Annotated in this window: 23 protein-coding genes and 1 tRNA gene; 10 read left to right on the top strand and 14 right to left on the bottom strand. The window is 65.9% G+C overall.

Annotated features, from left to right (window positions below; genetic code table 11):
* Positions 1 to 791: 791 nt before the first annotated feature.
* From VHP37_33110 to VHP37_33100, 3 genes are all read right to left on the bottom strand, one after another.
* A complete protein-coding gene (locus tag VHP37_33110) occupies positions 792 to 1757 on the bottom strand; it encodes a tripartite tricarboxylate transporter substrate binding protein (GenBank protein ID HEX2831214.1) in 966 nt (321 codons plus the stop codon).
* A gap of 172 nt (positions 1758 to 1929) precedes the next feature.
* On the bottom strand, positions 1930 to 2898 hold the full coding sequence (locus VHP37_33105) for a tripartite tricarboxylate transporter substrate binding protein (protein HEX2831213.1): 969 nt from the start codon (positions 2896 to 2898) through the stop codon (positions 1930 to 1932).
* 77 nt (positions 2899 to 2975) lie between these two features.
* Positions 2976 to 3911, bottom strand: coding sequence for a LysR substrate-binding domain-containing protein (locus VHP37_33100; protein HEX2831212.1), 936 nt, complete (start codon positions 3909 to 3911; stop codon positions 2976 to 2978).
* 92 nt (positions 3912 to 4003) lie between these two features.
* Between VHP37_33100 and VHP37_33095 the strand changes: the two genes are divergently transcribed.
* The 7 genes from VHP37_33095 to VHP37_33065 all read left to right on the top strand — a co-directional run bounded on the left by VHP37_33095 (position 4004) and on the right by VHP37_33065 (position 11493).
* On the top strand, positions 4004 to 5431 hold the full coding sequence (locus VHP37_33095; GenBank protein HEX2831211.1) for an MmgE/PrpD family protein: 1428 nt from the start codon (positions 4004 to 4006) through the stop codon (positions 5429 to 5431).
* Positions 5432 to 5453: 22 nt separating this feature from the next.
* A complete protein-coding gene (locus VHP37_33090; protein ID HEX2831210.1) occupies positions 5454 to 6359 on the top strand; it encodes a TauD/TfdA family dioxygenase in 906 nt (301 codons plus the stop codon).
* A gap of 89 nt (positions 6360 to 6448) precedes the next feature.
* A complete protein-coding gene (locus tag VHP37_33085) occupies positions 6449 to 7468 on the top strand; it encodes a tripartite tricarboxylate transporter substrate binding protein (protein ID HEX2831209.1) in 1020 nt (339 codons plus the stop codon).
* A 42-nt stretch (positions 7469 to 7510) separates the two neighbouring features.
* Entirely contained in the window at positions 7511 to 8452 is a 942-nt protein-coding gene (locus VHP37_33080; protein ID HEX2831208.1) for a TauD/TfdA family dioxygenase, read from the top strand.
* On the top strand, positions 8445 to 9419 hold the full coding sequence (locus VHP37_33075) for a tripartite tricarboxylate transporter substrate binding protein (GenBank protein ID HEX2831207.1): 975 nt from the start codon (positions 8445 to 8447) through the stop codon (positions 9417 to 9419). The genes VHP37_33080 and VHP37_33075 overlap by 8 nt, the downstream gene beginning before the upstream one ends.
* A 47-nt stretch (positions 9420 to 9466) precedes the next feature.
* Positions 9467 to 10522, top strand: coding sequence for a TauD/TfdA family dioxygenase (locus tag VHP37_33070; protein HEX2831206.1), 1056 nt, complete (start codon positions 9467 to 9469; stop codon positions 10520 to 10522).
* Positions 10523 to 10566: 44 nt separating this feature from the next.
* Positions 10567 to 11493, top strand: coding sequence for a tripartite tricarboxylate transporter substrate binding protein (locus VHP37_33065; GenBank protein HEX2831205.1), 927 nt, complete (start codon positions 10567 to 10569; stop codon positions 11491 to 11493).
* 464 nt (positions 11494 to 11957) lie between these two features.
* On the opposite strand, the gene VHP37_33060 is transcribed toward VHP37_33065, so the two are convergent.
* Positions 11958 to 12049: transfer RNA gene (locus VHP37_33060), tRNA-Ser, on the bottom strand.
* Between the two features lie 133 nt (positions 12050 to 12182).
* On the opposite strand from VHP37_33060, the gene VHP37_33055 reads away from it, so the two are divergent.
* Positions 12183 to 12572 (top strand): hypothetical protein, encoded by a 390-nt coding sequence (locus tag VHP37_33055; protein HEX2831204.1) that lies wholly within the window; start codon positions 12183 to 12185, stop codon positions 12570 to 12572.
* Positions 12573 to 12608: 36 nt separating this feature from the next.
* On the opposite strand, the gene VHP37_33050 is transcribed toward VHP37_33055, so the two are convergent.
* From VHP37_33050 to VHP37_33035, 4 genes are all read right to left on the bottom strand, one after another.
* A complete protein-coding gene (locus tag VHP37_33050) occupies positions 12609 to 12917 on the bottom strand; it encodes a hypothetical protein (GenBank protein ID HEX2831203.1) in 309 nt (102 codons plus the stop codon).
* Positions 12917 to 13504, bottom strand: a complete 588-nt coding sequence (locus VHP37_33045; protein HEX2831202.1) for a tetratricopeptide repeat protein — start codon at positions 13502 to 13504, stop codon at positions 12917 to 12919. Before VHP37_33045 ends, VHP37_33050 begins: the two co-directional genes overlap by 1 nt.
* A gap of 154 nt (positions 13505 to 13658) precedes the next feature.
* Positions 13659 to 15728, bottom strand: a complete 2070-nt coding sequence (locus VHP37_33040) for a sodium:solute symporter family protein (GenBank protein HEX2831201.1) — start codon at positions 15726 to 15728, stop codon at positions 13659 to 13661.
* Positions 15725 to 15991 (bottom strand): DUF4212 domain-containing protein, encoded by a 267-nt coding sequence (locus tag VHP37_33035; GenBank protein HEX2831200.1) that lies wholly within the window; start codon positions 15989 to 15991, stop codon positions 15725 to 15727. Before VHP37_33035 ends, VHP37_33040 begins: the two co-directional genes overlap by 4 nt.
* Before the next feature lie 195 nt (positions 15992 to 16186).
* On the opposite strand from VHP37_33035, the gene VHP37_33030 reads away from it, so the two are divergent.
* Entirely contained in the window at positions 16187 to 16864 is a 678-nt protein-coding gene (locus VHP37_33030; protein ID HEX2831199.1) for a response regulator transcription factor, read from the top strand.
* Between the two features lie 16 nt (positions 16865 to 16880).
* Here VHP37_33030 and VHP37_33025 read toward each other — a convergent pair whose 3' ends face one another.
* Entirely contained in the window at positions 16881 to 17837 is a 957-nt protein-coding gene (locus VHP37_33025; GenBank protein HEX2831198.1) for a tripartite tricarboxylate transporter substrate binding protein, read from the bottom strand.
* 163 nt (positions 17838 to 18000) lie between these two features.
* Here VHP37_33025 and VHP37_33020 point away from each other — a divergent pair, with 163 nt between their 5' ends.
* Positions 18001 to 18990, top strand: a complete 990-nt coding sequence (locus VHP37_33020; GenBank protein HEX2831197.1) for a tripartite tricarboxylate transporter substrate binding protein — start codon at positions 18001 to 18003, stop codon at positions 18988 to 18990.
* 58 nt (positions 18991 to 19048) lie between these two features.
* Here the strand turns inward: VHP37_33020 and VHP37_33015 are convergent, their stop codons facing one another.
* Genes VHP37_33015 through acs form a run of 5 tightly spaced genes read right to left on the bottom strand, consistent with a single transcriptional unit; the run spans position 19049 to position 25791 of the window.
* Positions 19049 to 20485, bottom strand: a complete 1437-nt coding sequence (locus VHP37_33015) for a DUF294 nucleotidyltransferase-like domain-containing protein (GenBank protein HEX2831196.1) — start codon at positions 20483 to 20485, stop codon at positions 19049 to 19051.
* Between the two features lie 3 nt (positions 20486 to 20488).
* Entirely contained in the window at positions 20489 to 20872 is a 384-nt protein-coding gene (locus VHP37_33010; protein ID HEX2831195.1) for a response regulator, read from the bottom strand.
* Positions 20869 to 23619: a sensor histidine kinase gene (locus VHP37_33005; GenBank protein ID HEX2831194.1), complete on the bottom strand. Its 2751-nt coding sequence runs from the start codon at positions 23617 to 23619 to the stop codon at positions 20869 to 20871. Before VHP37_33005 ends, VHP37_33010 begins: the two co-directional genes overlap by 4 nt.
* Positions 23619 to 23813, bottom strand: a complete 195-nt coding sequence (locus VHP37_33000; protein HEX2831193.1) for a hypothetical protein — start codon at positions 23811 to 23813, stop codon at positions 23619 to 23621. The genes VHP37_33005 and VHP37_33000 overlap by 1 nt, the downstream gene beginning before the upstream one ends.
* Positions 23814 to 23823: 10 nt before the next feature.
* Complete coding sequence (gene acs / locus VHP37_32995; GenBank protein ID HEX2831192.1) at positions 23824 to 25791, bottom strand: acetate--CoA ligase; 1968 nt, start codon at positions 25789 to 25791, stop codon at positions 23824 to 23826.
* Between the last annotated feature and the right edge of the window lie 70 nt (positions 25792 to 25861).

The following is a 25861-nucleotide window of genomic DNA, read 5'->3' as shown; positions in this document are numbered from 1 at the left end:
CCGGTGAACGGGCGAACTCCCGGCGCAAACCGGGACTAGCGCGTAACGGAGGCTCTAATTAAGAAAGCGGCAGTGCAGGACGCTGAGAGGAGGGGAGTAGCAGACAGCTTGCGAACGCGCGCTGGTGCGTGACGGAACGCCCCGCGGTGCGGTTGATGCGTATGCGATATCGACGGCCGGCAGCTCAGCGAGCGCGTACACGTGCACGTTCGGGATATCGCTGAGCGCTTTGCCGGCCTCACAGGAACCCTTGGCGGCAGGCGCAGACGACGCCTTTCCGTCGTCACCCGCTTCGTGACACGGCGCGATTGCTGCCGCGTCCTGGACCGGGAGCGGCGAGTGCGCGCAGGCCTGAGCTGCAAAAGCAGCCTGGCATACGATCAGGAGCAGCGCCGTGATCAGCGCCACTCCGGAGCGGTACGAGCGCGCGAGTGACATGGCGCGCATCATAGCGGTGTTGCCGCACGGGAGCAAACGGCGTGGCGCTGGAGCGGCTTCGTCGAGCGTGACTCAGCAGACGCTGAGCAAGGCTTAGCAGACCGAGCAACGGGTCAGCAAAGCGATCGTACCTGGAGAGCAGTCAGCGAGCGGTCGGAAAGCGGCGCGGGCGCTGGTGGCGGAGAGGGCGGAATCGAACTCGTCCTGTTCAGCAGAACCAGTAACTTACCATACGGCGTTTGAGAAAAGGCCGGGATGGCCCGGCTCTTCGTTCGAGGCGAGCGAAGTGATCATAGGCACTGCGTGTCAAGGCCTTCGGCGATCTGCGCTGCGAATCCTTTCTCGAGTCCGGATCAATCAGGCTTCGCACCGGAGGCCCTCACGATCGGAAGCCATTTTGCCGCTTCCGATTTGATATGCGCCGCGAACTCCTGCGGCGTGCTTCCGACCGGCTCGGCACCATCGGAGGTCAGCCGCTGCTTCACGTCGGGCGAGTGTATGCCCTTGACGATCTGCGCGTTGAGCTTCGCGACGAGCTCACTCGGCGTTCCGGCCGGCGCGAGTATTCCTTGCCATTGTGTGACGTGATAGTGCGGAACGCCTGACTCGGCTATCGTGGGAACGTCGGGCAGTGCCGGAAGACGCCTGGATTCCCCGATTGCGAGCAGGCGCAGGCGGGCGGCATCTATATGCGGGCGCAGCTGCGGCATGCCCGTGATCGTCAGGGAGGTCTCGCCTGCGATCAACTCGCGTACCGATGGGGCTCCGCCTTTGTAGGGCACATGGCTGAGCTGAATTCGCGCCAGCACCTCGAGGTTGACTACTGCGAGATGCGCGATGCTGCCACTCCCCGCTGAGGCATAGAGGACCTGTTTCGGTTTGGCGCGCGCGAGGGCGATCAGCTCCTTTACCGAACGGGCCGGCAGTGACGGATGCACGACCAGCCCGTTGGGAACTGTCGCCAACAGCGTGATGGGTGCAAATGATTTGACTGGATCGTAGCCGAGCTTTGGATAAAGGGCGGGCGCCATGCTCAAAGGCCCGATGTGCGCAATGAGGATCGTGTAGCCGTCAGGGGTCGCTCGCGCCGCGGCTTCCACGCCGATCGTGCCACCGCCGCCGCCGCGGTTGTCTACGATTACCTGCTGCCCAAAAGCCTGCGTCAGCTTGTGAGCAGTGATTCGTGCGAGGATGTCGGTCGTACCGCCGGGCGGAAATGGCGTAATGAGTCTGATCGGGCGCGTCGGAAAATCTTGCGCCACGGCCGAGGACACGCCCAACGCGAGCGCGAAGCCAGCAGACACCCATGTGCTGGCCACGCACGAGCGAAGGTAGGTCGAGCAACAACCGGTTTTCTTATCGTGTAGGGGATATTCGTTTTTCATAGACGGCGCTGAGTGGGAATCTAGTATTCAGCAGACCCCGAGTGCTAAAGCGAAAACCGAGGCTACTGGAGGTAGCAAACGGGCGCATACGGGGCAGGGCGCCCTCTCATTCCGGTCTCACGCCAGCCAACTGGATGATCTTGCCCCATTTCGCATAGTCCGCCTTGGTTTTCGCGGCGAACTCTTCCTGGCTAAGGAGCCAAACCTCCAGCGCCTGCGCATCGAGCTGCCGGCGTACATCGGACTTCTGCAGCGCCGCCTTGATCGCGGCGTGCAGGCGTTCGATCACGGGGCGCGGCGTGGCCGCCGGAGCGAACACGCCGACCCACGGATCGACGTCGAAGCCCTTCACTCCGGCTTCAGAGATTGTCGGCAGCTCGGGCAGCGCCGTCGAACGCCGTGCCGAGGACACGGCCAGTGGACGTACCCGGCCCGCCTTGATGAAGGACAAGTTGGTGCTGATCGCGCCCATCAGCGACTGCACTTCGCCCGACACCAGCGCGGTCGTGGCGGGTGTACCGCCTTTGTATGGCACGTGCGCCATCTGGATGTTCGCCATCGAGCCCAGATAGGACATCGACAGGTGCAGCGTCCCGCCCTCTCCATTGGAGCTATAGCTGATCTGGCCCGGCCGTGCTTTGGCGAGCGCGACGAATTCCTTGACTGAGCGCGCGGGCAGTGACGGATGCACCATCAACACACCGGGGGTGGCGGCCAGCAACGCGACCGATGTGAAGTCCTTCAACGTGTCGTACGGGACCTTCTTGAACATCATCCCGTTGGTCAGGTGGGACGTGGAACTCACCATCAGCGTATGGCCATCCGGCGGCGCCTTCGCGACGATCTCGGCACCGATGATTCCGGATGCTCCAGCGCGATTGTCGATCACGAATGGCTGGCCCATCGTGTCCGCCAGCTCGCGCATCACGATGCGTCCCGCCAGGTCGTTGGTGCCGCCTGGGGGAAAAGGCACCACCACACGCACTGTTCTCGCCGGGTAAGCGGTCTGACCGAATGTGCTGCCAGTGGGTATCGCGACGGCCATGGCCATCAGCGTCCGAATGAACGTCGACACTGCACTCCTCCTGTTGAATCGCTCTGTTGTTGTCGCGGCAGTCGCCGATTGTAAGCGGCCGCGAGTATCAAGCGCGTCTATTGTTTCGCTGTAGTCGCCGGCAAGTCCCGGATGGCTCTCCCTCTCGCTCGCTTTGGCGCGACCAGGTTGACGAAGTCCTCGACGTGCTGGCGCCCGGACAAGTCGTCTTGGGAGATGACGGAGTCGATGGTCGGCGCGAACAAATGACCAGCGCCGATCATCTGGAGGTCACGATCGAACTTCGCTTCTACTGCTATCGTCGGAACGATGGCGATGCCGAACCCGAGCTGCACGTATTTCTTGACGGTTTCGATGTCGAGCACGTGCATGACGATGTCCGGCTGCAACCCGAACGATGCGAAGCGTGCGGTGATGAGAGCGCTGAGCCGGGAGTCGGCGCCGGTGCTGATCAGGGGATATTTGGCGATGTCTTGCATCCCGGGGTGACGCAGTTTCAGGAGCGGGTGGCGCATTGGCGTAATGACGCAGTGCGCGACGCGAAAACAGGGGACGCTCACCAGGCCGCGCGGCGAATGCGCGCTCGCGCTGCCGATCGCAAGGTCCGCCTCGCCCGTGGAGACCCAGTAGGAGATCTGCTGCGCGTTTCCCAGGCGCAGGGTGACGCGCACGCTCGGGTGCATCTTCCGGAACTGCTTCATGACCGGTAGCAGCGAGTAGCGCGCGTGCACGTGGGTCGTGGCGATCGTGATCTGCGCCGTGCTCGCGTCGCCCAGCGCGCTGAGCACATCCTTCATCGTCGCCGCTTCCTTCAGCATGCGGCGCGCGACGGACAGCACGGCGTGCCCCGCGGCGGTCAGGCCGGTGGTGCGGTTGCTCCTTCGCATCAGCAGCTTGAAGCCCAGCTCGTTCTCCAGCTGCCTGAGCTGCTTGCTGAGCCCAGGTTGCGACGCGTGCAGCTTCTCCGCGGCCCGCGTGATGTTGAACGATTCGTCGACGATCGCGCAGAGGCACCTGAGCTGCTGCAGGGTCATGGGCTTCCACCAGAAGAGTTGGTTATGCTTCGATAATAAATAGTTTCTTGTTGGCATGGCGGCCGTCTGCTAACTTCTTTGCGCTAACCCGGATGCTCAACCAGCCCGACACTCCATTGAACGCGCCTGCGGATCAGCTCGGCTCCGCCGTGACGAGACGCATCGCGACGTTCGCGGCGCGCCTCAAATGGCAGGACCTGCCGCACGAAGTCGTCGCGAAGCTCAAGCTTCATATCCTGGACACGATAGGCTGCGGTCTTTTCGGCGCGACCCGGGAATGGACGGCGCTTCTGCGCAATACGTCCCGGCGTTTCGATCGCGATGAGCGCTGTGTGCTGTGGGGTACCCGGTATCGCTCGTCGGGACCCATCGCTGCGCTCGTGAACGGCACGGCGGCACACGGTTACGAGCTCGACGACATGCACGTGCGAGGCGTCATCCATCCCGGTCCTCCGTGCATACCTCCCGCGCTGGCTGCTGCACGGTATGCGGAGGGTCCGATTGCAGGACGGGATTTCCTGGTTGCCGTCGCCGCCGGCTACGAAGTGAGCGTGAGGATCGCCGCGTGCATGGGGGTGCCCCATCTGCTGAAAGGGTGGCATCCGACCGGAACTTCGGGTGTGTTCGGCGCAGCCGCGGCGGCCGGCGCCATCCTCGGCCTTGACGGCGACGCCATGCAACATGCTCTGGGCGTCGCGGGTCCCCACGCCGGCGGGCTGATCGCCGCACAGTACGGCGGCATGGTCAAGCGCCTGTATGTAGGGCACGCCGCGCAGAGCGGCCTGGTCTCGGCGTTCCTTGCAAAAGACGGCTTCAAGGGCATCGCAAACGTGCTCGAGGCGCCGTATGGCGGCTACGTGCGCACGTTCGACGGGCGCGGAGACCCTGCGGAGATCGTCGACGGCCTGGGCGAACGTTACGAGTTGCTGAACACCGGGTTCAAGCGCTACCCGACGGCCGGAGCCATACACGCGGGGGTCGATGCGCTGGAACAGATCCTGGACGAGCGCCGCTTATCGGCCGACGACGTGACGTCGATCACCGCCTACGTTAGCCGCTCGACCAAGGAGCACTGCGGCTGGCCGTACGAGCCGAACGGCGCGACCGGCGCACAGATGAATCTCGCCTTTGCGCTGGCGAGCCGTTTTCTGCGCGGCCGGCTCTTCGTCGCGGAATTCGAGCATGAGCAACTGGCGGCTCCGGACCTGCTCGCCCTCGTGAAGAAGGTGCACGTCGAGGTCGCACGCGATCTCGATGAACTGGGCGAAGCCTCGCGCTATTCGACCCGGGTGGTGATTCGCACCCGCAGCGGCCGGGAGCACTCGGCAGTGGTGCATCACCCCAAAGGGACCGTCGCCAACCCGTTCACACCCGCGGAAGTCGAGGCGAAGTTTCGTCAGCTCGCCTCCGTGGTCTTGCCGGCTGCGCAAATCGAAAACATCGTGCAGCGGGTTCGCTCGCTCGAGGACATCGACGATATCGCGCTGCTCGAGCGCGAGCTCGCCACGCAGGACCGCTAACACATTCTAGGAGGAGGAGGACATGCAAGCGACCATGCAATCGTGGGTCTGCAACAAGCTCGGAGCGGCGCTCGGCGCCGAGGTCGCCGGGCTCGACCTGTCTCAGGACCTGAGCGACGAGGACTTCGAGAGGCTGATCGAGCGCTTTCACGAGCACGCGGTGCTCGTGATCCGCAACCAGACCCTCGAGCCCGAAGAGCATATCGCGTTCAGCAAGCGCATCGGTCCGCTGCAGATCCACGTCCAGAGCACGTATCACCTGCCCGGGTATCCCGAGATATACAGCATCTCCAATTGCGTCGACGACAACGGCAAGCCTATCGGACTCGCGGACGCCGGCAAAGTGTGGCACACCGATCTTTCGTACATGAAGGAGCCCAGCCGGTGCTCGCTGCTGCACGCGCTGGAGGTGCCGCACGACGACGACGGCGTGCCGCTCGGCAATACACTGTTCATCAATACGCAGGTCGCCTATGAACGACTGCCTGACGAGCTAAAGCGCCGAATCAAGGGGCTCAAGGCGGTTCACAGCTATCACTACATCTACGAGCAGATCCAGGCCATCAAGCGCGAGGGCGCGGCGAACCTCGTCCCGTTGACCGAAGAACAGAAGAGGAAGGTGCCGCCGACGGAGCACCCGATCGTCATCGCCCACCCATTTACCGGCAAGCCGGTACTGTTCGTCAACGAGGGCATCACCGAGCGCATCGTCGGCATGAGCGAAGCGGAGAGCAGGGCGCTGCTCTCCGAGCTGTATGCCCACCTGCAAAGGCCGGAGTTCAAGTACGTCCACAGGTGGCGCGTCGGAGACCTGCTGATGTGGGACAATTTTTCCACGCAGCATCTCGCCATGCACGACTACGAGCTGCCGCGGCGGCGGCGCATGAGAAGGACCACGGTGCAGGGAGCGCAGCCGACGTTCGCCTGAAGCGCGACCCGCCAGGGTCGACGCTGCTTACGACCCCACGAACTTTGGCGCGCGCGGCATGCCAGCGGCCGCCAGCCAGTGGATCACGTATGAGATCGACGACAGCGAAATCGAATCTTTACTCGTCGTCGGCAGCACGATGCTGTCGACGTTTCGCGGTGCCCGCGGTTCTCTTCGGATTGGCATCCGCGATCACGCAAGATGCGCACGCTCAACACTATCCATCCCGTCCCGTGCGGCTGGTCGTAGGTTTTGCGCCGGGCGGGGCGAATGACATCGTGGGGCGGATCCTGGCTCAGAAGCTGACGGATGTCCTCGGCCAGCAGGTGGTCGTCGACAACAGGGCCGGCGCCGACGGGCGAATCGCCACCGCGATGGCGATGAAGTCCCAGCCGGACGGGTATACGATCCTGCTCGTGCCGGCATCGTTCTCGTACGGCACTTCGGGAATGAAGAATCCGCCGTATACGCAGCGCGATTTCTCCATGTTGTCGCTGGTGGCGAAGGCGCCTTTCATCCTGCTGTCGACCCCGAGCTTTCCCGCATCCACCGTGAAGGAGCTGATCGCCGTTGCGAAGGCGGCCCCCAAACCGCTGTCCTATGGGACTGGTGGCGTCGGCAACCTGACCCATCTCGCCGGCGAGCTCTTCAGGCAGATGGCGGGCATCAGTCTGCATCCGATTGCGTATCGCGGCACCGGCCCGGCTATGGTGGATCTGATGGGCGGTCAGATACCGCTCCAGATGGCAGCGATACTCTCGGCGGTGCCGTTCGTCGCCTCTGGCAAAGTCAAAGCCTTGGGAGTCACAGGGCTCAAGCGGTCGCCCGCCGTTGCAGAGGTGCCGACCATCGCCGAGGCCGGCTTGCCCGGCTACGAAGCGGAAGGCTGGTGGGCGGTGCTCGGCCCGCGCGACATGCCGGCGCCGATCGTCTCGAGCCTCAACAAGAGCATCAACGCGAGCCTTGCGGCACAGGCGACGATCGAGCAGTTGAGCAAGGTCGGCGCCACCGCCGCACCGGGAACTCCGCAGGCGTTGCGTGCTTTCATCGAGAAGGAGTCCGCCAAGTGGGTAGCCGTGATCAAGGAGGCACGAATCGATCTGGAGTGACTTCACGCCACGCATACGTGCGATTAGACCAGGAGGAGCTACATGAACGACGCAGTGCAGAACAACAGATACGGCGCGAAGCCGTTCAACCGGTACTCGAAGATCAAGGTGACGCCGATACCCGGCCCGATCGGGGCTCGTATCGAATGCGACGAGGACATCGCGGCACTCGATCCGCAGACGGTGGCGGAAGTGCACCAGGCATGGCTCGATCATCTCGTGGTGGTCTTTCGCGGCCGTACCCTGACGGACGCGGAGCTGCTGCGGGTGGGGCGCTACTTCGGCGATCTGCTCGAATCGCCGCCGACAGCGGTGCAACAAGGCGCGCAGCGGCCGGATCCTTACATCAGCATCATCTCTAACGTGATCGAGAATGGGCAGCCGATCGGCAGCCTGGGCAACGACGAAGCGATCTGGCACACCGATATGTCGAACACGCCGGTACCTCCGGCCGCCAGTATCCTGACGTCGCTCGAAGTGCCCGCCGGCCGCGGCGGAGAGACCGGCTTTATCAACATGTACGAGGCATTGCGCACGCTGCCCGCCGATCTGCTCGCGGCGATCCAGGGCCGCACGATCTATCACGATGGGGGGCGGAACAGCGCGGGCCAGCGCCGGCGGCACTCCATCTCCACCAGCCACCCGATCATCCGCACGCACCCCGAGACGGCGCGGAATGCGCTTTATCTCGGCCGCCGGCGCGATTCGCGCATAGACGGCCTCGCGGAAGCCGATTCGGACGCGCTGCTCGATGCGCTGTGGGCACACACGGTGGCACAGCCGGCGTGGCACCACGATTGGCAGGTCGGCGACACGCTCATCTGGGACAACCGTTGCGCCATCCACCATCGCAACGCGTTCGATGCGAATGCGCGTCGCATCATGCACCGCACGCAAACGATCGGAAGCGTGCCCGCATATGGCGCCGGCGCAGCGCCGTCGGCACACGAGCGAGGGCGGCTCGGCGCTGCGGCCCATGCTTGAGGCGCGTCGCGTCCCGGCCGCCTTCGCCGCCGCGGTGCTGCTGAGCCCTTGCGCCGCTGGGGCGCAGGAGTTCCCGAGCCGCGTCGTTCGCCTCGTCGTCGCAGGACCACCGGGGGGCGCAGCGGACTCCCTTGCGCGCACCGTGGCGCAGAAGCTCACCGTCGCGTGGAAGCGTCAGGTCATTGTCGACAATCGACCGGGGGCGAGCGGGCAGATCGGGACCGATTTCGTCGCCAAAGCGGTACCCGACGGCCATACGTTCATGATCGGCCACAACGGCACGCACGCGATCAATCCGGCGCTGCGTCAGAAGCTGCCTTTCGATCCCGTTGCGGATTTCGTCCCGATCACGCTGGCGGCGAAATTCCCGAACGTGGTCCTCGTGCATCCTTCCCTGCCGGTGCGATCGGTGAAGGCGCTGATTTCGATGGCGAAGGCGCAGCCGGGACAATTGGCGTATGGAACCTCGGGCGTCGGATTTCCCCAGCATCTTGCTGCGGAGTTCTTCAGCGCCAAGGCGGGAATCAAGATGCTGCACGTGCCGTACAAGGGCAGTGCTGCGGCGCTCGTCGACGGCATCGCGGGCAACGTTCCCATCCTTTTTCCCAACCTCGTCGTGGCTCTGCCGCACATGGCGTCCGGCCGACTGCTGCCGCTCGGAGTGACCTCGCTCAAGCGCTCGGCGGCGGCACCGCAGGTGCCCACGGTATCGGAGGCCGCGCTGCCGGGCTACGAGGTCACCACGTGGTTCGGTTTTCTGGCACCGGCGGCGGTGCCGCCGGAGATCGTGCGGGAGCTCCATTCGGCGACGACCCATGCGCTTCGGCAGCCCGAAGTGCAGGCAATCGTGGCCTCGCAAGGCGGCGACGTCGTCGCCTCGACGGGCAGCGAGTTCGGGGCGTTCATCAAGGCGGAGCTCAGCAAGTGGGCGGCCATTATCAAATGGTCGGGGGCGAGTGCCGAGTGAGCCGGTTGCGCTCGCAAGGCGCCGTGCAAGCAATGAGAGGAGGCGTCATGGAAGACATCGTTCGCGAGGTGCCGAGGCACCCGATCACTGGCCGCAGCGCGTGGAAGGGCTGCGAGCTGGCCGATCGGACGGACTGGGTCTATACGCTACCGCGCGCGGCGCTCGCAGACATCGACGAGCTGCTCGCCAGGCTGCGTGAGCGGCCGGTCGCTCTTACCCACATGCGCCGCGGGCATTTCCCTCTCACCTCGATTGCGGGCGATCTCTCCCGCATCTCGGACGAGCTCGAAAACGGCCGCGGTTTCGTCGTCGTGCGAGGCCTGCCGCTCGGCAAGTACAGCGACGAGGACGTCGCGCGCATTTTTTGGGGTATCGGCACCCATCTCGGCTACCCGATCTCTCAGAACGCGAGCGGTGACCTGCTCGGGCACGTGCGCGCGATCGCCGGCCTGAAGTACATGGACAAGAACGTTCGCGGCTATCAGACCAGCGCCGAGCTCTTCTTCCACAACGACAACTGTGATGTGGTCGGTCTCCTGTGCTTCCGCAAAGCAAAATCGGGAGGCGTGTCCCGATTGGCAAGCGCGATGACGCTCTACAACGAGGTGCTGGCGAAGCATCCCGAGTATCTCGATGTGCTCGCCCGCGGCTTTCACTACGACTTGCGCGGTGAGGAGCTCCCAGGCGTAGCCCCGCTCACGCCCCATCGCGTGCCGGTCTACAGCTACTTCGAGCGGCGGCTCTCGTGCCGCTACGTATATACGGCGATCGTAACCGCAGCCCGCAAGGCGGGCCTCGCTTTCACGGCGGAAGAGACCGCGGCAATGGAGTTCCTCAACAGCACCGCGCAGCGGGAAGACATCCGTCTCGAGATGATGCTCGAGCCCGGTGACATGCAGTTCTGCAACAACCATATGGTGCTGCACTCGCGCACTGCCTACGAGGAGTGGCCGGAGGAAGACCGCAAGCGCCACATGCTGCGGCTGTGGCTGAACAATCCCAACGGCCGAAAGCTCGCACCGGAATTCGCCGACCGCTACGGCAGCGGTATGGGCATGGGTGTGCCCCCGGTGTCCGGGTCCACACGGGCGGAGATCCTTTGATTCAGGTGAGGTGTTTCGTCCCGGTACTCACGGTTGCGTTCGCGGTGACGCCGGCGCTGGCCGAGCGCGACGACTACCCGGCACGCCCTGTGCGGCTCATCGTGCCCTTTCCCCCGTCGGGCCCCACCGACGTGCTGGCGCGGGCGATCAGCGTAAAGCTCAGCGAATACTGGCGCCAGCAGGTCATCGTCGACAACCGTCCCGGCGCGGGTGGCAACATCGGCACCGAGATGGCCGCGCGTGCAGCGCCGGACGGCTATACGCTCGTGATGGGAACCATCGCCACACACGCGATCAATGAGAGCCTGTACGCGAAGCTGCCGTTCTCGCCGCACCGGGATTTCGTTCCGGTCGCGCTCGCCGCCCAGACGCCCAGCCTTGTCGTTGTGCATCCGGCGCTCGCAGCGAAGACGTTCGGCGATTTCATCGCGCTGGCAAAAACCCGCGGCAGGTCGCTCAACTACGCGCATTCGGGTGTCGGCACGCTCGGCCATCTCGCGATGGAGCTGCTGACGATGCAAAGCGGCGTCAGAGTGAACCACGTGCCGTACAAGGGGACTGGACCGGCGCTGACCGACACCGTCGGCGGACAGACTGAATTCATGATTTCCAGCGCGCTTACGGCGGCGCCGTTCGTGCGCAACGGGCGCCTGCGCGCACTCGCGATCACGAGCGCGAAACGATCTGCCGCATGGCCTGACGTACCCACCGTGGCGGAGTCCGGTTACCCGAACTACGTGGCGGTCGGTTGGGCCGGAGTGTTCGCGCCCACCGGCGTTCCCAAAGGGCTCCCGCCGCGCATCAACGCGGATATCAACCGCGCGCTCGCATCACCCGATACCCGCGATCGCTTGCTCGCGTCCGGCTCCGAACCCGCATCACTCAGCGACAGGGCGTTCGGGGCGTTTGCACGCGCTGAGACAGAGAAATGGGCGAAAGTGGTACGCGAAGCCGGTATCAAGGCTGAATGAGCGGCGAAAACTAGTGCATGACCCCGAGCGCGCCTGCACGTGCCCGTCACGGTGCTCCGACGACACGACGAATACGCCGACTGATCACAAGGTCGACTTCGAGGTCACGAGGGCCGTGGCGGCATTTGCCGCCGGCCTGAAGTGGCAGGACTTGACAGGTCGGGCGAAGCTCAAGCTTCACAGTCTGGACGATTTGCTGCGGCGTCTTGCGGTCGGGCTCTAGCTCAAAGCGTTTAAAGCGGCCGGCCTTAGGGCGAGCATCGATACCGGGATTGACGCTTCGATCCCATCGCGGATTTCTCGCCTTACCATGCGGCTGGGTCGGTGTTTGTGCGGGCGCCCGTTGCGCCGGGAAAGCAGCTGCCGCGCGGCACTGCCAATCGAGCGAACGATCGAACTCTGTGAAGGAGTGGCTCCGGACTCGTGTAACGAAACCACTAGTATCCGTTACTTACGTAGCCTGGTGGCGGAGAGGGCGGGATTCGAACCCGCGGTACGGCTTTCACCGTACACACGCTTTCCAGGCGTGCGACTTAAACCACTCATCCACCTCTCCGGGAGGGCGGATTTTAGCATAGGGGTCTGGTGTTCTCGCCTTGTACGGGCCTGATTCTGGCTTGAATCACGCCCTGGCGCGGCCGTCCGCGGCCGCCTGTCGCTCGTTCGCGCATTTCGCAGGATCCGCCGTCATGACTCCCGCCCAAGGCATCGCCAAGCTCGGATTCCGCCGCTGGTACGAGCGCCAGCTCATCGAAGGCCACGTGTGGTTCGTCACCTGCTTCCTGTGCATGATCGTGGTCGCGGCATGCCTGGAGCAGCTCGATGTTTCCGGCCCCTTCCTCCAGCTCGTATGGAACGCCGCGCTCGTCGTGGCGGCGGCGTACGTGTGCTTCAAGTCGCTGCGCTGGTACAACTTCCTGCTCGCGCGCGCCGAAACGCTCGGCGCGCAGTCGAGCTGCAAGGAGTGCTCGACCTACGGCATCCTGAAGGTGGTCGACGCCGGCAACGGCGGCGAGTCGTCGTGGATCCGCGTGCGCTGCAAGAAATGCGGCCACGAATGGCGGATGGACGGGGCTTAGAGTGCAGGCGAGGGCGCCTGCGCTACGACACGTGAGCTACATTCCCGGGCACGCGAGCGCCTGCGTGAGGCACACGTAGCGCTTCGCGATCAGCAGCCCGACCCACAGCCACAGCAGCAGCAGGAACGCCGCGATTCCGATGTGATCGTCGCGCACGAAGCGCGGCGTGATCCAGCGCGTGAAGCGGATCACCGGCCGGGTGAGGATCGAGAAGAGCTGGTAGACGAAGTTGTCCTTGCGCCTGCGCCCGGCCAGCACGTACAGCAGCGCCTGTCCCAGCATGGCGAAGCCGGCCACCTCGACGATCGCGCGCAGCATCGTGAGTATCAGCACCGACGTCGGCATCACGCGCTCCGATCGCGCGCGAGCGCGGCTTCGCGCTCGGGGGTGTCGCGCACGAGGCGCATCGTCTGCTTCGGCTCGAAGCCGTTCAAGTGCTCGATCACTTCCTGCACCTTGTCGTAGCGCTTCAGTGCGTACCACGCCATTCCCAGCTCGTACCACGCGATGTCGTTCATCGGCTGGAGCTTCGCCGCGCGCTCGAGCGCACGCGCCGATTCGGCTGGCCTGCCCAGCGTGCGATAGGCCATCCCGAGCCCGTACCACGCGCGGTCGATGCGCGGGTCGAGCGCCACGGCGCGCTCGAATGCGGCGATCGCCGATTCGACGTCGTTGCGCTGGTGATGGATGAATCCGACGTTGAAATGCGTCGGTGCGTGATCGGGTGCGAGCGCGAGCGCGCGGTTGAGGTACCCGATGCCGCGCTCGGCGTCGCCGGCCGCGGCATGCAGGAAGCCCAGCGAGCGCGCCGGCGCGGGGTCGTTGGGATCGGCGTCCAGCGCGCGCTGGTACTGCGAGATCGCCTGCTCGCGGCGTCCGAAGGAGAGGGCGATCCGCGCGACCTGCGCGCGGAAACGGGATTCGAGGCTCATGAGGTCAAAATGGATTCCCGCCTTCGCGGGAATGACGGGCCACACCGCCTTCGCGGGAATGACGGGCTACACCGCCTTCGCGGGAATGACGCCGCTATCATAAAAAAAGGGGCCTGCGTTGTGCAGGCCCCCAAAGTACTCCTGCAGACAGCCGTTACGCCGCCTGGGTGTTGATGTCTCCCCGCAGGTGCGGGTAGCGCACGTGCTCGACGAGTTCCTGCGTCTCCCGGTCGGGCTGGGAGGTGAGCAGGCTCACGACGACGATGGTGAGCAGGCCGACCGGAAGCCCGAACACGCCGGCGGAGATCGGGTTCAGCCCGAACCACAGGTCCATCTTCGGCACGCCCATGTTGGTGAAGAACGGGTAGGTGCGCAGCATGTAGTAGATGCAGACCGAGAGGCCGGCGAGCATCCCGACGATCGCGCCCCACTTGGTCGCGCGCTTCCAGAACACTCCGAGCACCAGTGCCGGGAAGAACGCGGACGCCGCCAGCGAGAAGGCCGCGCCGACCAGGAACAGGATGTCTCCCGGCTTGAGCGAGGTCACGTAGGCCGCGATGATCGCCACCACGACGAGCAGCACTTTGGAGATCGTCACGCGCTTCTGCGTCGACGCGGTCGGGTCGATCATCTTGTAGTAGAGATCGTGCGACAGCGCGTTCGAGATCGTGAGCAGCAGCCCGTCCGCGGTCGACAGCGCCGCGGCGAGGCCGCCCGCGGCGACCAGCCCCGATACGACGTAGGGCAGGCCGGCGATCTCGGGTGTGGCCAGCACGATGAGGTCGCCGCCGATCACGATCTCGGCGAGCTGCACGATGCCGTCGCGGTTGATGTCGGTGATGTTGAGCAGCGTCGGATCCACTGCCGCCCACGCCGCGGCCCACCCCGGAAGCGACGCGAAGCTCGAGCCGACGAGGTTGGTGTATACGTCGTATTTCGCCAGCACCGCCAGACACGGCGCGGTGAAATACAGCAGGAAGATGAAGAACAGCGACCAGAACACCGACTGCCGCGCCTGCTGCACGCTCGGGGTCGTGTAGTAGCGCATCAGGATGTGGGGCAGTGCCGCGGTGCCGAACATCATGCAGAACACGATGCCGATGAAGTTCAGCCTCGCGGTGTCGCGCGCCTTCTCGTCCTTGCCCGCATAGGGCTCGGCGTGAGCCCGCGGTGCGGCGGCGCGCGCGGCGAGCGCCTTGTCCTTGGCGACCGACTTCTTCCACGCTTCCGGATCGGTCGGGTACTCGGCCAGGTATTTCTGGATCGGGTCGATGCGCGCCTGCGGTGCGTTCGCCGCTTTCAGGTCCGCGAGCTCTTTCTCGAGCTGAGCCTTGCGATCGGCGTGCGCCTTCTTGACGTCCTTCTCCGCCGCCGCCGCGGCCGCCACGCGCTCGGCGTAGATCTTGCGCACGTCGGCTTCGCGCGGGTCGGCGAAGATCTTCTTCTCGACCTCGGTGAGCTTCTGGATCGTCTGCCCGTACGCAAGCTGCGGGATGGGCACGCCGGTGTGCTTCATGCCGAGCCAGACGACCGGGGTGAGATAGGCGATGATCAGGATGATGTACTGCGCGACCTGCGTCCACGTCACCGCTTTCATGCCGCCGAGCATCGAGCACACCAGGATGCCGGCGAGGCCGACGAACACGCCGATGCCGAACTCGAGGCCGGTGAAGCGGCTGGTGATGATGCCCACGCCGTAGATCTGCGCGACCACGTACACGAACGAGCACACGATCGCCGCGACGATGCCGATGCTGCGCACGATGTTGCCGCCGTAGCGCGCGCCGAGGAAGTCGGGGATCGTGAACTGTCCGAACTTGCGCAGGTACGGCGCGAGGAAGAGCGCCACGAGGCAGTAGCCGCCGGTCCAGCCCATGACGAACGCGAGGCCGTCGAAGCCCGCGAGATACAGCGTGCCGGCCATGCCGATGAACGACGCGGCGCTCATCCAGTCCGCGCCGGTCGCCATGCCGTTGAAGAACGCCGGGACGCGCCGGCCCGCGACGTAGTACTCGGCGACTTCCGCGGTGCGGCTCATGATGCCGATGCCCGCGTAGAGACCGATCGTCGCGAACAGGAAGCAATAGCCTATCCACTCGCGCGACATGCCCATCTGCTCGCCGATGGCGAGCGCGACCAGGAACAGGATGAAGCCGCCGGTATAGAAGGAGTAGTAGCGCTTGAGCTGGGAGTTGAACGCGCTGTGGGAGATCGCCTGGCTCATTCGAGGTCTCCTTCGTCGACGCCGTATTCCTTGTCGAGCTTCTGCATGTATTTCGCGTAGGTCCAGATGATCAGCACGTAGATGATCAGCGAGCCCTGTGCCGACATGTAGAAGCCGAGCGGGAAGCCGAGGAAGGTGTAGTTGTTGAGATCCCGCGCGAACCACGCTTCGACGAACGTGGCGACGAACCACACGCCCAGCAGTATCGCGGTGACGACCAGATTCTTCCGCCAGTACTCGTGATGCTTACCGGACAGCTCCATGCGCATCCTCCTTGTCAGCGTACGGCCGCGCGCGAGCGACGACCGGCGGGTCGATGTCTCGATCTCTTTGCCACGCCGATGCTAGAGAAAAAGTCTTACAAAATCCTGAACCGCGCACTAGAATGGTTCGCCAACAGGGGCGGCCGGGCACGAGCTGTATCCATACGCGATGCGCCGGGCCGGAGGGGGCAGTCGGTGCGCATACTGATCGCTGAGGACGACGAAGCGCTCGCCGAAGCGCTGCGTGTCGCGTTGATGAAAGCCGGCTACGCGGTCGACCGCGCATCGCACGGCGCGCAAGCCGACGAAGCGCTGAAGCAGGACGTCTTCTCTCTCGTCGTCCTCGATCTCGGGCTGCCGCGGCTCGACGGCTTCGAAGTGCTGCGGCGCCTGCGCCGTCGCAATGCGTCGCTGCCGGTTCTCATCCTGTCCGCGCGCGAGAGCGCCGAAGAGAAAGTGACGGGCCTCGACCTCGGCGCCGACGACTACCTCGTCAAACCGTTCAGCGTGCCCGAGCTGCTCGCGCGCGCACGCGCCTTATTGCGGCGCGGAAGCGCTTCGACCGCGGGTGTGATGAGCTACGGGAACCTCACGTTCGACACCGTCGGCCGCACCGCCGCGGTCGGCGGCCGCACGGTCGAGCTCTCGACGCACGAGACCAGCGTGCTCGAGTTCCTGCTGCACCGTTTCGGCCGCATCGTCAGCAAGGAGCAACTCGTCGAGCAGCTCTACAACTTCGACCGCGAGGTCAGCCCCAACGCGATCGAGGTCTACGTGCACCGCGTGCGCAAGAAGCTCTCCGGCGCCGGCGTCTCGGTGCGGACCCACTACGGACGAGGCTACCGACTCGACTACCTCGGCCAGAACCATTGACCGACCTGCGCGCACCTTAGTCCGTCTTGATCCCCGCGGCTTTGGCGATGCGCGTGAGGCGGACGGTGTCGTCGAGCACGAGCTTCTGGAACTGCGCGGGTGTGGTGCCCATGGGCTCGGAGCCGAGCTTCATGAAGCGCTCCTGCAAGACGGGCGTGGCGACGGCGTCGAGCACCGCTTTGCTCAGACGCGGAACCAGGCTGCGCGGAATCGCCGAGGGCGTGAACACGCCGTACCAACTCGTGATCTCGAAGCCCGGCACGGACTCGGCGACGGTGGGCACGTCGGGCAGCACTTTCGATCGCGTCAGGCTGGTGACCCCGAGCGCGCGCAGCTTGCCCGTGCCGATGAAGCCGATCGAGCTTCCGGTCGTCGCGAAGCTCATGTCGACCTGGCCCGCGACGAGATCGGTCATCGCGGGACCGCCGCCTTTGTACGGCACGTGCACGATGTCGACGTGCGCCATCTGCTTGAAGAGCTCGCCGCACAGATGCGGCGTCGCACCGGTGCCGGAAGACGCGAAGTTGAGCTTGCCGGGCTGCGCCTTGGCGAGCGAGATCAGGTCGCCGACCGATTTGGCGGGCGAGGACGGGTGAACGACGAGCACGAAGCGGGTGCTGACGACCTGGCCGATCGGCAGGAGATCGCGCGCGAGGTCGTAGGGCATCTTCGGATAGAAGAGCGGCTTGATGACGATGGTGCTGCCGGCGAAGAGCAGCGTGTATCCATCCGGGGCGGCCTTGGCCGCGGTGTCCTGCCCGATCAGGCCGGCCGCGCCGGGACGGTTGTCGACGATGACCTGCTTGCCCAGGATCTCGGTGAGGCGCTCGGCCAGCAGCCGGCCGTGGGCGTCGTCCGCGCCGCCCGGCGGGTAGCTGACGATCAGCCGGACCGGTCGCACGGGGTAGGATTCGGCGGCGGCAGCGGCAAGCGAGACGAGCGGCAGCAGCAAAGCGGCGAGCGCGACGACCATGCGACCTCCTCGACGGTAGCGGCCTGACCATCCTAGCAGAGCTTCCTATGCGCAGGAGCCATCGGCCATCGCGTACACACGTTAGACTGGCGCTGCGCGATGCCGGCGACGTCCGCCACGACGGTGGCGTCACGCGTGTCGCGCCTTACATGAGGAAAGAGCAATGAGGAGAGAAGTAGCAGTCTCAGTGTTGATCGCCGCCGCAGCCGCGGCCGCCGCGCCTGCGTCCGCCGCACCTGCGGGCGCCTATCCCGAGCGCCCCATCCGGCTCGTGGTCGGGTTCCCGCCCGGCGGCGCGACCGACATCTTCGCGCGCATCCTGTCGCAATACATGCCGGAATCGATCGGCCAGACCGTGGTCGTCGACAATCGCGGCGGGGCGAGCGGCACCATCGCCGCGGCGATGGTCGCCAAGGCGCCGGCGGACGGCTACACGCTCATGATGGTGCCGAGCGGCCCGTACACGATCGGCGCGAGCACGTACCACAACCTGCCGTACGACGCGGTGAACGATTTCCAGGGCGTGTCGCAGCTCACGTGGGTGACCAACGTCATCGTCGTGCCGCAGGCTTCGCCGGTGAAGAGCCTGCAGGATCTCATCCGCATGGCGAAGGAAAAGCCCGGAACGGTCACCTTCTGCTCGTCGGGCTCGGGCTCGCTGCATCATCTGTCGGGCGAGATCCTGAAGCGCCTGACGAGCACCGACATGACCCACGTCCCGTTCAAGGGCGCGGGTCCCGCGCTCACCGCGCTCGCGGGTAACGAAGTCACTTTCGGCTTCACGTCGATGCCGTCCGCGGTGCCGCTCATCAACGCCAAGCGCCTGCGGCCGATCGCCGTGACGAGCCTGAAGCGCCTGAGCGCGCTGCCCTCGACGCCGACCATGACCGAAGCCGGCGTGCCGCCGCCGCCGGGGCTCGACATCCGCGAGTGGTACGGCGTGCTCGCACCGGCCGCGACGCCCAAGCCCATCATCGACAAGCTCAATGCCGAGATGATCAAGGTGTTCAAGCGTCCCGACGTGCAGACACGCCTCACCGAGATGGGCGCGGAGTACGTGGGCAGCACGCCGCAGGCGCTGCAGAAACAGCTCGCGAACGACGTGAAAGGCTTTGCGAAGTGGGTGAAGGACGCGGGAATACGCGCGGACTGAGCGAGCGCGAGATCCATGCGTAGGGTGCGTCAGGCGCAAGCCATAACGCACCGCATCGCTAGAGCCGATAGTCCATGCGCAGGCGGGTCTGCAGCGACCTTGCCTGGCGCAGGGCTTCGCGAAGGATGTGTTTCTCGATCGCGTTGAGGCGCTCCGGCTGAATACGGTTGCCGGCCGGCTCGTTCGCGTCGGCCTGCGCGTTCTGCGTCCTGAGCCTCAGCACCTGCAGGAAGAGAAAGCCTTCGATCCACGCCTCGATTTCGAGCGGGTCGAGCCGGGCGTGACGGCCGAACCCGCGCAGCCGGTCGCAGGTGCTGGTGTGCGGCACCGCCGCCGCGAGGCCGTAGACGCGCGCGGCGTCGGCGAAGATCGCGGTGCCGTTCAGCTTGAGATCGAGGGTGTGCGCCTCGCGTCCGCTGCCGCTCGTCCTGAAGTTCCCGAGCACGCCGAGCGGAACGCGGTTGCGCACCGCGTTGGCCGCCATCTGGTGCAGGAAGCGCTGCGATCGTGCGACGCGCTCGAAGACGAAGGCGCGCAGCGCGTCCGCGAGCTCGCGCGCGCCGTGCACCGGGCGCATGTCGAAGAAGATGGACGCTTTGAGCAATGCCTGCGGATCGCCGCTGTCGATCCATGCGGCGAAGCGCCGCTGCCATTCGGCGAGGCTCGCGCACCACTCGGGGTTGCTCGCCATCACGAGCCCTTTGCACAGCGCGTAGCCGCAGCGCGCGAGCGTGTCGTTGACGCGCCGCGCGTAGAGGAGGAGCTCGGCGCGCGCGCCGTGCGCATCCGCGCCGTCGGCGAACACGATCCCGTTGTCCTGGTCGGTCGCGAACGTCTGCTCGCGGCGGCCTTCGCTGCCGAACGCCAGCCAGCAGAACGCGGGACTCGACGGCGGCAGCGAGGAGCGTTCGAGCTCCACCACGCGCTGGGCGAGCATGTCGTTCAGCGACGCGATCGCCGAGGTCAGCGGCTCGGCGGCGGTGCCGCGCACGAGGAGCTCGCGCGCGTGAGCGCGCAGCTCGCCCGCGAGCTCGACGAGGCATTCGACCTCGGTCGCCCCGCGTATCGCCGCGGCGAGCCGGCGCATGCTCGGCGGCTGGAGCGCGAACAGGTCTTTCTCCGAGACGATGCCGCCGAGGCGGCCGCTCTCCACGACCGGTATGTGCCGGATGCCTTTGGCGAGCATGAGGAGCGCCGCCTCGTACAGCGTCGCGTGCGGAGGCAGGACGTGCAGCGGTCCGCTCATCGCGGTCTCGACCGGACGGTCGAGCGCGCCTTCGCGCAGCACCACGCGGTCGACCACGTCGCGCAGCGTCAGGATGCCGACCGGCTTGGCGTCATCCTCGGTGACCAGGATCGAGCCGATGCGCCGCGCCTGCATCGTCTCGAGCGCCGCCCGCAGCGGCGTCGAACGCGGACAATGGATCGGCTCGCGCATCACCGCCGACAACGGCCGCGCGTCGTCGACGCCGGCTTCGCCCGGTGACGCGCGCATCGCTCAGCGGGATTCGGCGAGCAGCCGCTCCACGCTCGCGATGAGCTCGCGTGTCGCGAACGGCTTGGTGAGGTAGAGGTCGGCGCCGAGCGCGAGACCTTTGGCGACCTCGACCTCGCGGCCTTTGGCGGTGAGCATGACGATCTTCATCTCTTTGCAGGCGGGGTCGTCGCGTACTCGCTGGCAGACTTCGAAACCGTCGCAGAGCGGCAGCATGATGTCCAGCAGGATCAGGTCGGGCCGAAAGCTTTCGATCTCGCGCAACGCCGCTTCGCCGTCGGTCGCGCTCCTCACTTCGTAGCCCTGGTTGCGCATGAGGAACTCGAGCGAGAGGGCGATGTTCGCTTCGTCCTCGGCGATCAGCACCTTCGCGGTCATCGCGCTCATGCCGAAGCGGTTTCGCGCTCGCGCGCGAGCGGGATCGTGAAGGAAAAGCGCGCGCCCGCGCCGGGCGTGCTGCTCACCCACAGCCGTCCGCCGAGGTGCTGCACGATGCTGCGGCTGATCGGCAGTCCGAGCCCGGTGCCCTGCGGCTTGGCGCTGATCGAGTCGCCGGCCTGCCGGAACTTCTCGAAGATGACTTTCTGGTGCGCGGGCGAGATGCCGGCGCCGTTGTCCTCGACGTCGCACTGCACGCTGTCGCTGCCGCGGGAGAGGCTCACGATCACGCGGCCGCGATGCGGCTCGCAGAACTTCGCGGCGTTCGACAGCAGATTGAGCAGGACCTGCACCACGCGATCGCGGTCGGCGTAGATCGGGGGGCACGACGCGGGCAGCCGCGTCTCCAGCGCGACGTCACGGTCCCTGAACAGCTGCGCGGTCGAGCTCACCGCTTCCTCCACCACCTCGCACATGTCGACTTCGGCGGGACGCCATTCGGCGTTGCCCGATTCGAGCTTGGACAGATCGAGCACCTGGTTGATGAGGCGCGTCAGGCGCTCGGTCTCGCGGATGACGATGCCCAGGTACCGTTGGCGTTCTTCCGCCGCCAGCTGCGGGTGGTCGTGCAGGATCTCGCTGAACGCGCGGATCGACGTGAGCGGCGTCCTGAGCTCGTGGGTGACGGTGGAGATGAAATCGTCCTTCACCCGGTCGAGCTCCTGCAGGCGCTGGTTGGCGCCGCGCAGGCTCGAGGTCACCGCTTCGAGCTCGCGCGACTTCTGCTCGAGCTGGCGGCTGTGGGCGAGGGCCTGCGTGGCTTCGTCGATGATGTCGAGCACTTCATCCAGCCTGAGCGGCTCCTCCTGCACCACCGACGCGACCATCACGCGCGCCGACGCGCTGCCGATCGCGCCCGCGAGCAGCGATTCGACGTGGTGCACCAGCCCGGCGTCGGCCGCAAGCTCGTCGACGCGCGTGCGGCGCGCCGCCGCATACTCGGCGAGCGCCGCGTGTGCGCGGTCGCGGCCGAGGAAGCGCTGGAGCAGCCCGGTGAGCTCGACCAGCGACGCGCTGCCGCGCCAGAACTGCGACCCCGCCGCCGACGGCTGCCTCATGACGTCGACGAAGAGCGTCGCCTGGCTGTGCTCGGCCGCCCCCGGCCGTTTCGCGAGCGAGATGCCGACGTAACAGCCGATGTTCGCGAGCAGGCTCCAGAACAGGCAGTGCGTGATCTCGTCGAGGCCGGTCAGGCCGAAGAGCTGCTGCGGGCGCAAAAGATCCATGCCCGATATGCCCTGCGACAGGAACTCGATCGGCAGCCAGCCCGATTTGGCGAACGAGGGCAGCAGCAGGGTGTACAGCCACAGCACGAAGCCCGCCGCGAGCCCGCACGTCGCCGCGAGCCTGGTCCCGCCTTTCCAGTACATGCCGCCGATCATGGCGGGCGCGAACTGCGCGACCGCCGAGAACGAGATGAGCCCGATCGACACCAGCGCGTACGCTTCGCCGGCGAGATAGAAGTAGAGATAGCCCAGCATCAGGATCGCGACGATCGCGCCGCGCCGGATGCCGAGGAGGAGCGACGTGAGGTCCTGGCGCCCGGCGAGCCCGAGGAGCTTCCAGCGCAGCAGCACCGGCATCACGAGGTCGTTGCAGACCATCGTCGAGAGCGCGATGGTCTCCACGATCACCATGCCGGTCGCCGCCGCCAGCCCGCCGACGAACGCGAGCAGCGCGAGCATCGGCTGGTGCTGCGTGATCGGCAGCGTGAGCACGAAGGTGTCGGCATCGACGCGTCCGGCGCCGAAGTGCATCAGACCGCCGAGCGCGATCGGCAGCACGAACAGGTTGATCGCGAAGAGATACAGCGGAAAGAGCCAGCTCGCCTTGACGAGATGACGCTCGTCGACGTTCTCGACCACCGCGACCTGGAACTGCCGGGGCAGGAACAGGATCGCGAGCATCGAGACGAAGGTGAGCGTCGCCCACGTCATGTAGTTGCCGCCCGCGCCGCCGAGCATGAACAGACCGTGCAGGTGCGGGATCGCGTTGGCGCGCCCGAAGATGTCTTCCAGGCCGTCGTACATGCCCCACGTCACGAACGCGCCGACCGCGAGGAAAGCGACGAGCTTCACGATCGACTCGAAGGCGATCGCCGCGACGAGACCCTCGTGACGCTCGGTGGCGTCGAGGTGGCGCGTGCCGAACAGGATGGTGAACGCCGCGAGCATCATCGCGATGTAGAAAGTGTTGTCGCCGATGAAGAGCGGCGCGGCCTGCTGCGCCGCCGGCAGCGCGACCTCGGGATAGCGCAGCGTGATGGCGAACGAGGTCGAGATCGCCTTCAACTGCAGCGCGATGTAGGGCACCACGCCGAGCACCGCGATCACCGTGACCAGCCCGCCCAGCACGTGGCTCTTGCCGTAGCGCGAGCCGATGAAGTCGGCGATCGAGGTGATGCGGTTCGCCTTGCTGATGCGGATCATCTTGAGCAGCACGAACCACCACAGCGCCGCCATCAGCGTCGGGCCGAGGTAGATCGGCAGGAAGCCGATGCCGCTCGTCGCTGCGCGGCCGACGCTGCCGTAGAACGTCCACGAGGTGCAGTAGACCGCGAGCGAGAGCGCGTAGATGTACGGATTGGCGATGATGCTGCGGCCGGCGTCGGCGCGCTTGTCGCCGTAGTACGCGATCGCGAAGAGCAGCCCCACGTAGAGGAACGAGGCGAAGACGATGACGGTGGCGACGAGCATCAGTCGCCGCCGCGCTCGACCACGAGCGCGAGCAGCGCGATGAGCGCCGCCCACACCGCGAACACGTACACGTAGATGAGCGGGATGCCGAAGACGACCGCCGGCCCCGCGAACAGCGAGAAGAGGGGGTAGTTGAGGAGCAGCGCGCCGAACAGGAACAGCGCGACCAGCCGCTGTCCCTTGAGGCCGCGCATGGCCGGCGCCTTACGCCGTCTGGCTCAACTGCTCCAGGATCGCGGGATTCTCCAGCGTCGACACGTCCTGGGCGATCGTCTCGCCCTTGGCGATCGACCGCAGCAGCCGCCGCATGATCTTGCCCGAGCGCGTCTTGGGCAGGTTCTCGCCGAAGCGGATGTCGCGCGGCTTGGCGATCGGCCCGATCTCCTTGCCCACCCAGTCCTGCAATTCCTTGATGACCTTCTGCGCCTCGGCGCTCGAGGGCCGCGCGCCCTTGAGCACCACGAACGCGACGACCGCTTCGCCGGTGACGTCGTCGGGGCGGCCGACGACCGCGGCTTCGGCGACTTTCGGGTTGGCGACGAGCGCCGATTCGATCTCCATCGTTCCCAGGCGATGGCCCGCGACGTTCAGCACGTCGTCGATGCGCCCCATGATGCGGATGTAGCCGTCCTCGTCGTACGTCGCGCCGTCGCCGGCGAGGTAGTACTTGCCGTGGAACTCGGCGGGGTAGTAGGTCTTCCGGAAGCGCTCGGGATCGCCCCAGATCGTGCGCAGCATCGCAGGCCACGGCTTCTTGATGACGAGGACGCCGCCTTTGCCCCTGCCGACCGATTCGCCGGTCTCGTCGACGATGTCGGCGATGATGCCCGGCAGCGGGAAAGTCGCGGAGCCCGGCTTGGTCGGCGTCGCGCCCGGCAGCGGCGTGATCATGTGGCCGCCGGTCTCGGTCTGCCACCAGGTGTCGACGATCGGGCAGCGCGCGTTGCCGACGGTCTCGTGGTACCACATCCACGCTTCGGGGTTGATCGGCTCGCCGACGGTGCCGAGGATGCGCAAGCTGGACAGGTCGTATTTCTTCGGCAGGTCGCCGCCGGCCTTGATGAGCGAGCGGATCGCGGTGGGCGCGGTATAGAACACCGTCACCTTGTGGTCCTGGATCATCTTCCAGAAGCGGCCGGCGTCGGGGTACACCGGCACGCCTTCGAACACGATCTCGGTCGCGCCGCACGCGAGCGGCCCGTAGCAGACGTAGGAATGGCCCGTGACCCAGCCCACGTCCGCGGTGCACCAGAAGACGTCGTTCGGCTTGTAGTCGAACGTCCACTTCATGGTGAGGATGCACCACAGGAGATAGCCGCCGGTGGAGTGCTGGATACCCTTGGGCTTGCCGGTCGAGCCCGAGGTGTAGAGGATGAAGAGCGGGTGCTCGGCGCCGACCCATTCGGGCTCGCACTGGTCGGCCTGGTCGCGCATCAGGTCTTCGAGCCAGATGTCGCGCTTGCCGTCCCACGCGACCGCGCCGCCGGTGCGCTTGTACACGACCACGTGGCGGATGCTCTCGCAGCCGCCCATGGCCAGCGCTTCGTCGACCGCGGACTTCAGCGGGATGACGCGTCCGCCGCGCATCTGCTCGTCGGCGGTGAGCACCGCGATCGCGCCGGCGTCGATGATGCGCTCGTTGATGCTCTTGGCGGAGAAGCCGCCGAACACCACCGAGTGGATCGCGCCGATGCGCGCGCACGCCTGCATGCACACCACCGCTTCGATCGACATCGGCATGTAGACGAGGACGCGATCGCCTTTGCCGATGCCGAGGGTCTTCAGCCCGTTGGCGAGCTTGCACACGTGCGCGTGCAGCTCTTTATAGGTGATCTTCGTGACCTTGCCGTCGTCGGCCTCGAAGACGATCGCGACCTTGTCGGGCTGGGTCTTCAGATGGCGGTCGAGGCAGTTATAGGACGCGTTGAGCTGGCCGTCCTCGAACCACTTGAAGAACGGCGGGTTCGATTCGTCGAGCACCTTGCCGAAAGGCTTCTTCCAGAGGAGCTCCTCCTTCGCGAGCTTCGCCCAGAAGCCTTCGAAATCGCGCCCGGCGTCCTCGCACAGGCGGCGGTACGCGTCCATGCCGGGAATGTTGGCCTCCCGCACCATGTCGGCGCCGGGCGGGAACTTCCTGTTTTCCTGAAGTACCGATTCGATCGTGGTGGCCATGCAGTCCTCCGAACGTCTTTTGCGTTGAATGGAATCACTAAAGTGCTGGGTTGTAAAGGGACGAGCCGGC

The sequence above is a fragment of the Burkholderiales bacterium genome (assembly GCA_036262035.1).
In the GTDB taxonomy this organism is placed as follows: Bacteria; Pseudomonadota; Gammaproteobacteria; order Burkholderiales; family SG8-41; genus JAQGMV01.
Note: the sequence above shows the minus strand (reverse complement) of the source record. Positions and strands in the feature narration are given on the sequence as shown.

Coding starts and splice junctions, on each gene's coding strand:
- VHP37_33075 (HEX2831207.1), top strand. CDS start 8,445: ATGCTTGAGGCGCGTCGCGTCCCGGCCGCCTTCGCCGCCGCGGTGCTG.
- VHP37_33100 (HEX2831212.1), bottom strand. CDS start 3,911: ATGACCCTGCAGCAGCTCAGGTGCCTCTGCGCGATCGTCGACGAATCG.
- VHP37_33080 (HEX2831208.1), top strand. CDS start 7,511: ATGAACGACGCAGTGCAGAACAACAGATACGGCGCGAAGCCGTTCAAC.
- VHP37_33045 (HEX2831202.1), bottom strand. CDS start 13,504: ATGAGCCTCGAATCCCGTTTCCGCGCGCAGGTCGCGCGGATCGCCCTC.
- VHP37_33000 (HEX2831193.1), bottom strand. CDS start 23,813: ATGCGCGGCCTCAAGGGACAGCGGCTGGTCGCGCTGTTCCTGTTCGGC.
- VHP37_33085 (HEX2831209.1), top strand. CDS start 6,449: ATGAGATCGACGACAGCGAAATCGAATCTTTACTCGTCGTCGGCAGCA.
- VHP37_33025 (HEX2831198.1), bottom strand. CDS start 17,837: ATGGTCGTCGCGCTCGCCGCTTTGCTGCTGCCGCTCGTCTCGCTTGCC.
- VHP37_33040 (HEX2831201.1), bottom strand. CDS start 15,728: ATGAGCCAGGCGATCTCCCACAGCGCGTTCAACTCCCAGCTCAAGCGC.
- VHP37_33095 (HEX2831211.1), top strand. CDS start 4,004: ATGCTCAACCAGCCCGACACTCCATTGAACGCGCCTGCGGATCAGCTC.
- VHP37_33070 (HEX2831206.1), top strand. CDS start 9,467: ATGGAAGACATCGTTCGCGAGGTGCCGAGGCACCCGATCACTGGCCGC.
- acs (HEX2831192.1), bottom strand. CDS start 25,791: ATGGCCACCACGATCGAATCGGTACTTCAGGAAAACAGGAAGTTCCCG.
- VHP37_33090 (HEX2831210.1), top strand. CDS start 5,454: ATGCAAGCGACCATGCAATCGTGGGTCTGCAACAAGCTCGGAGCGGCG.
- VHP37_33005 (HEX2831194.1), bottom strand. CDS start 23,619: ATGCTCGTCGCCACCGTCATCGTCTTCGCCTCGTTCCTCTACGTGGGG.
- VHP37_33020 (HEX2831197.1), top strand. CDS start 18,001: ATGAGGAGAGAAGTAGCAGTCTCAGTGTTGATCGCCGCCGCAGCCGCG.
- VHP37_33050 (HEX2831203.1), bottom strand. CDS start 12,917: ATGCCGACGTCGGTGCTGATACTCACGATGCTGCGCGCGATCGTCGAG.
- VHP37_33010 (HEX2831195.1), bottom strand. CDS start 20,872: ATGAGCGCGATGACCGCGAAGGTGCTGATCGCCGAGGACGAAGCGAAC.
- VHP37_33015 (HEX2831196.1), bottom strand. CDS start 20,485: ATGCGCGCGTCACCGGGCGAAGCCGGCGTCGACGACGCGCGGCCGTTG.
- VHP37_33035 (HEX2831200.1), bottom strand. CDS start 15,991: ATGGAGCTGTCCGGTAAGCATCACGAGTACTGGCGGAAGAATCTGGTC.
- VHP37_33055 (HEX2831204.1), top strand. CDS start 12,183: ATGACTCCCGCCCAAGGCATCGCCAAGCTCGGATTCCGCCGCTGGTAC.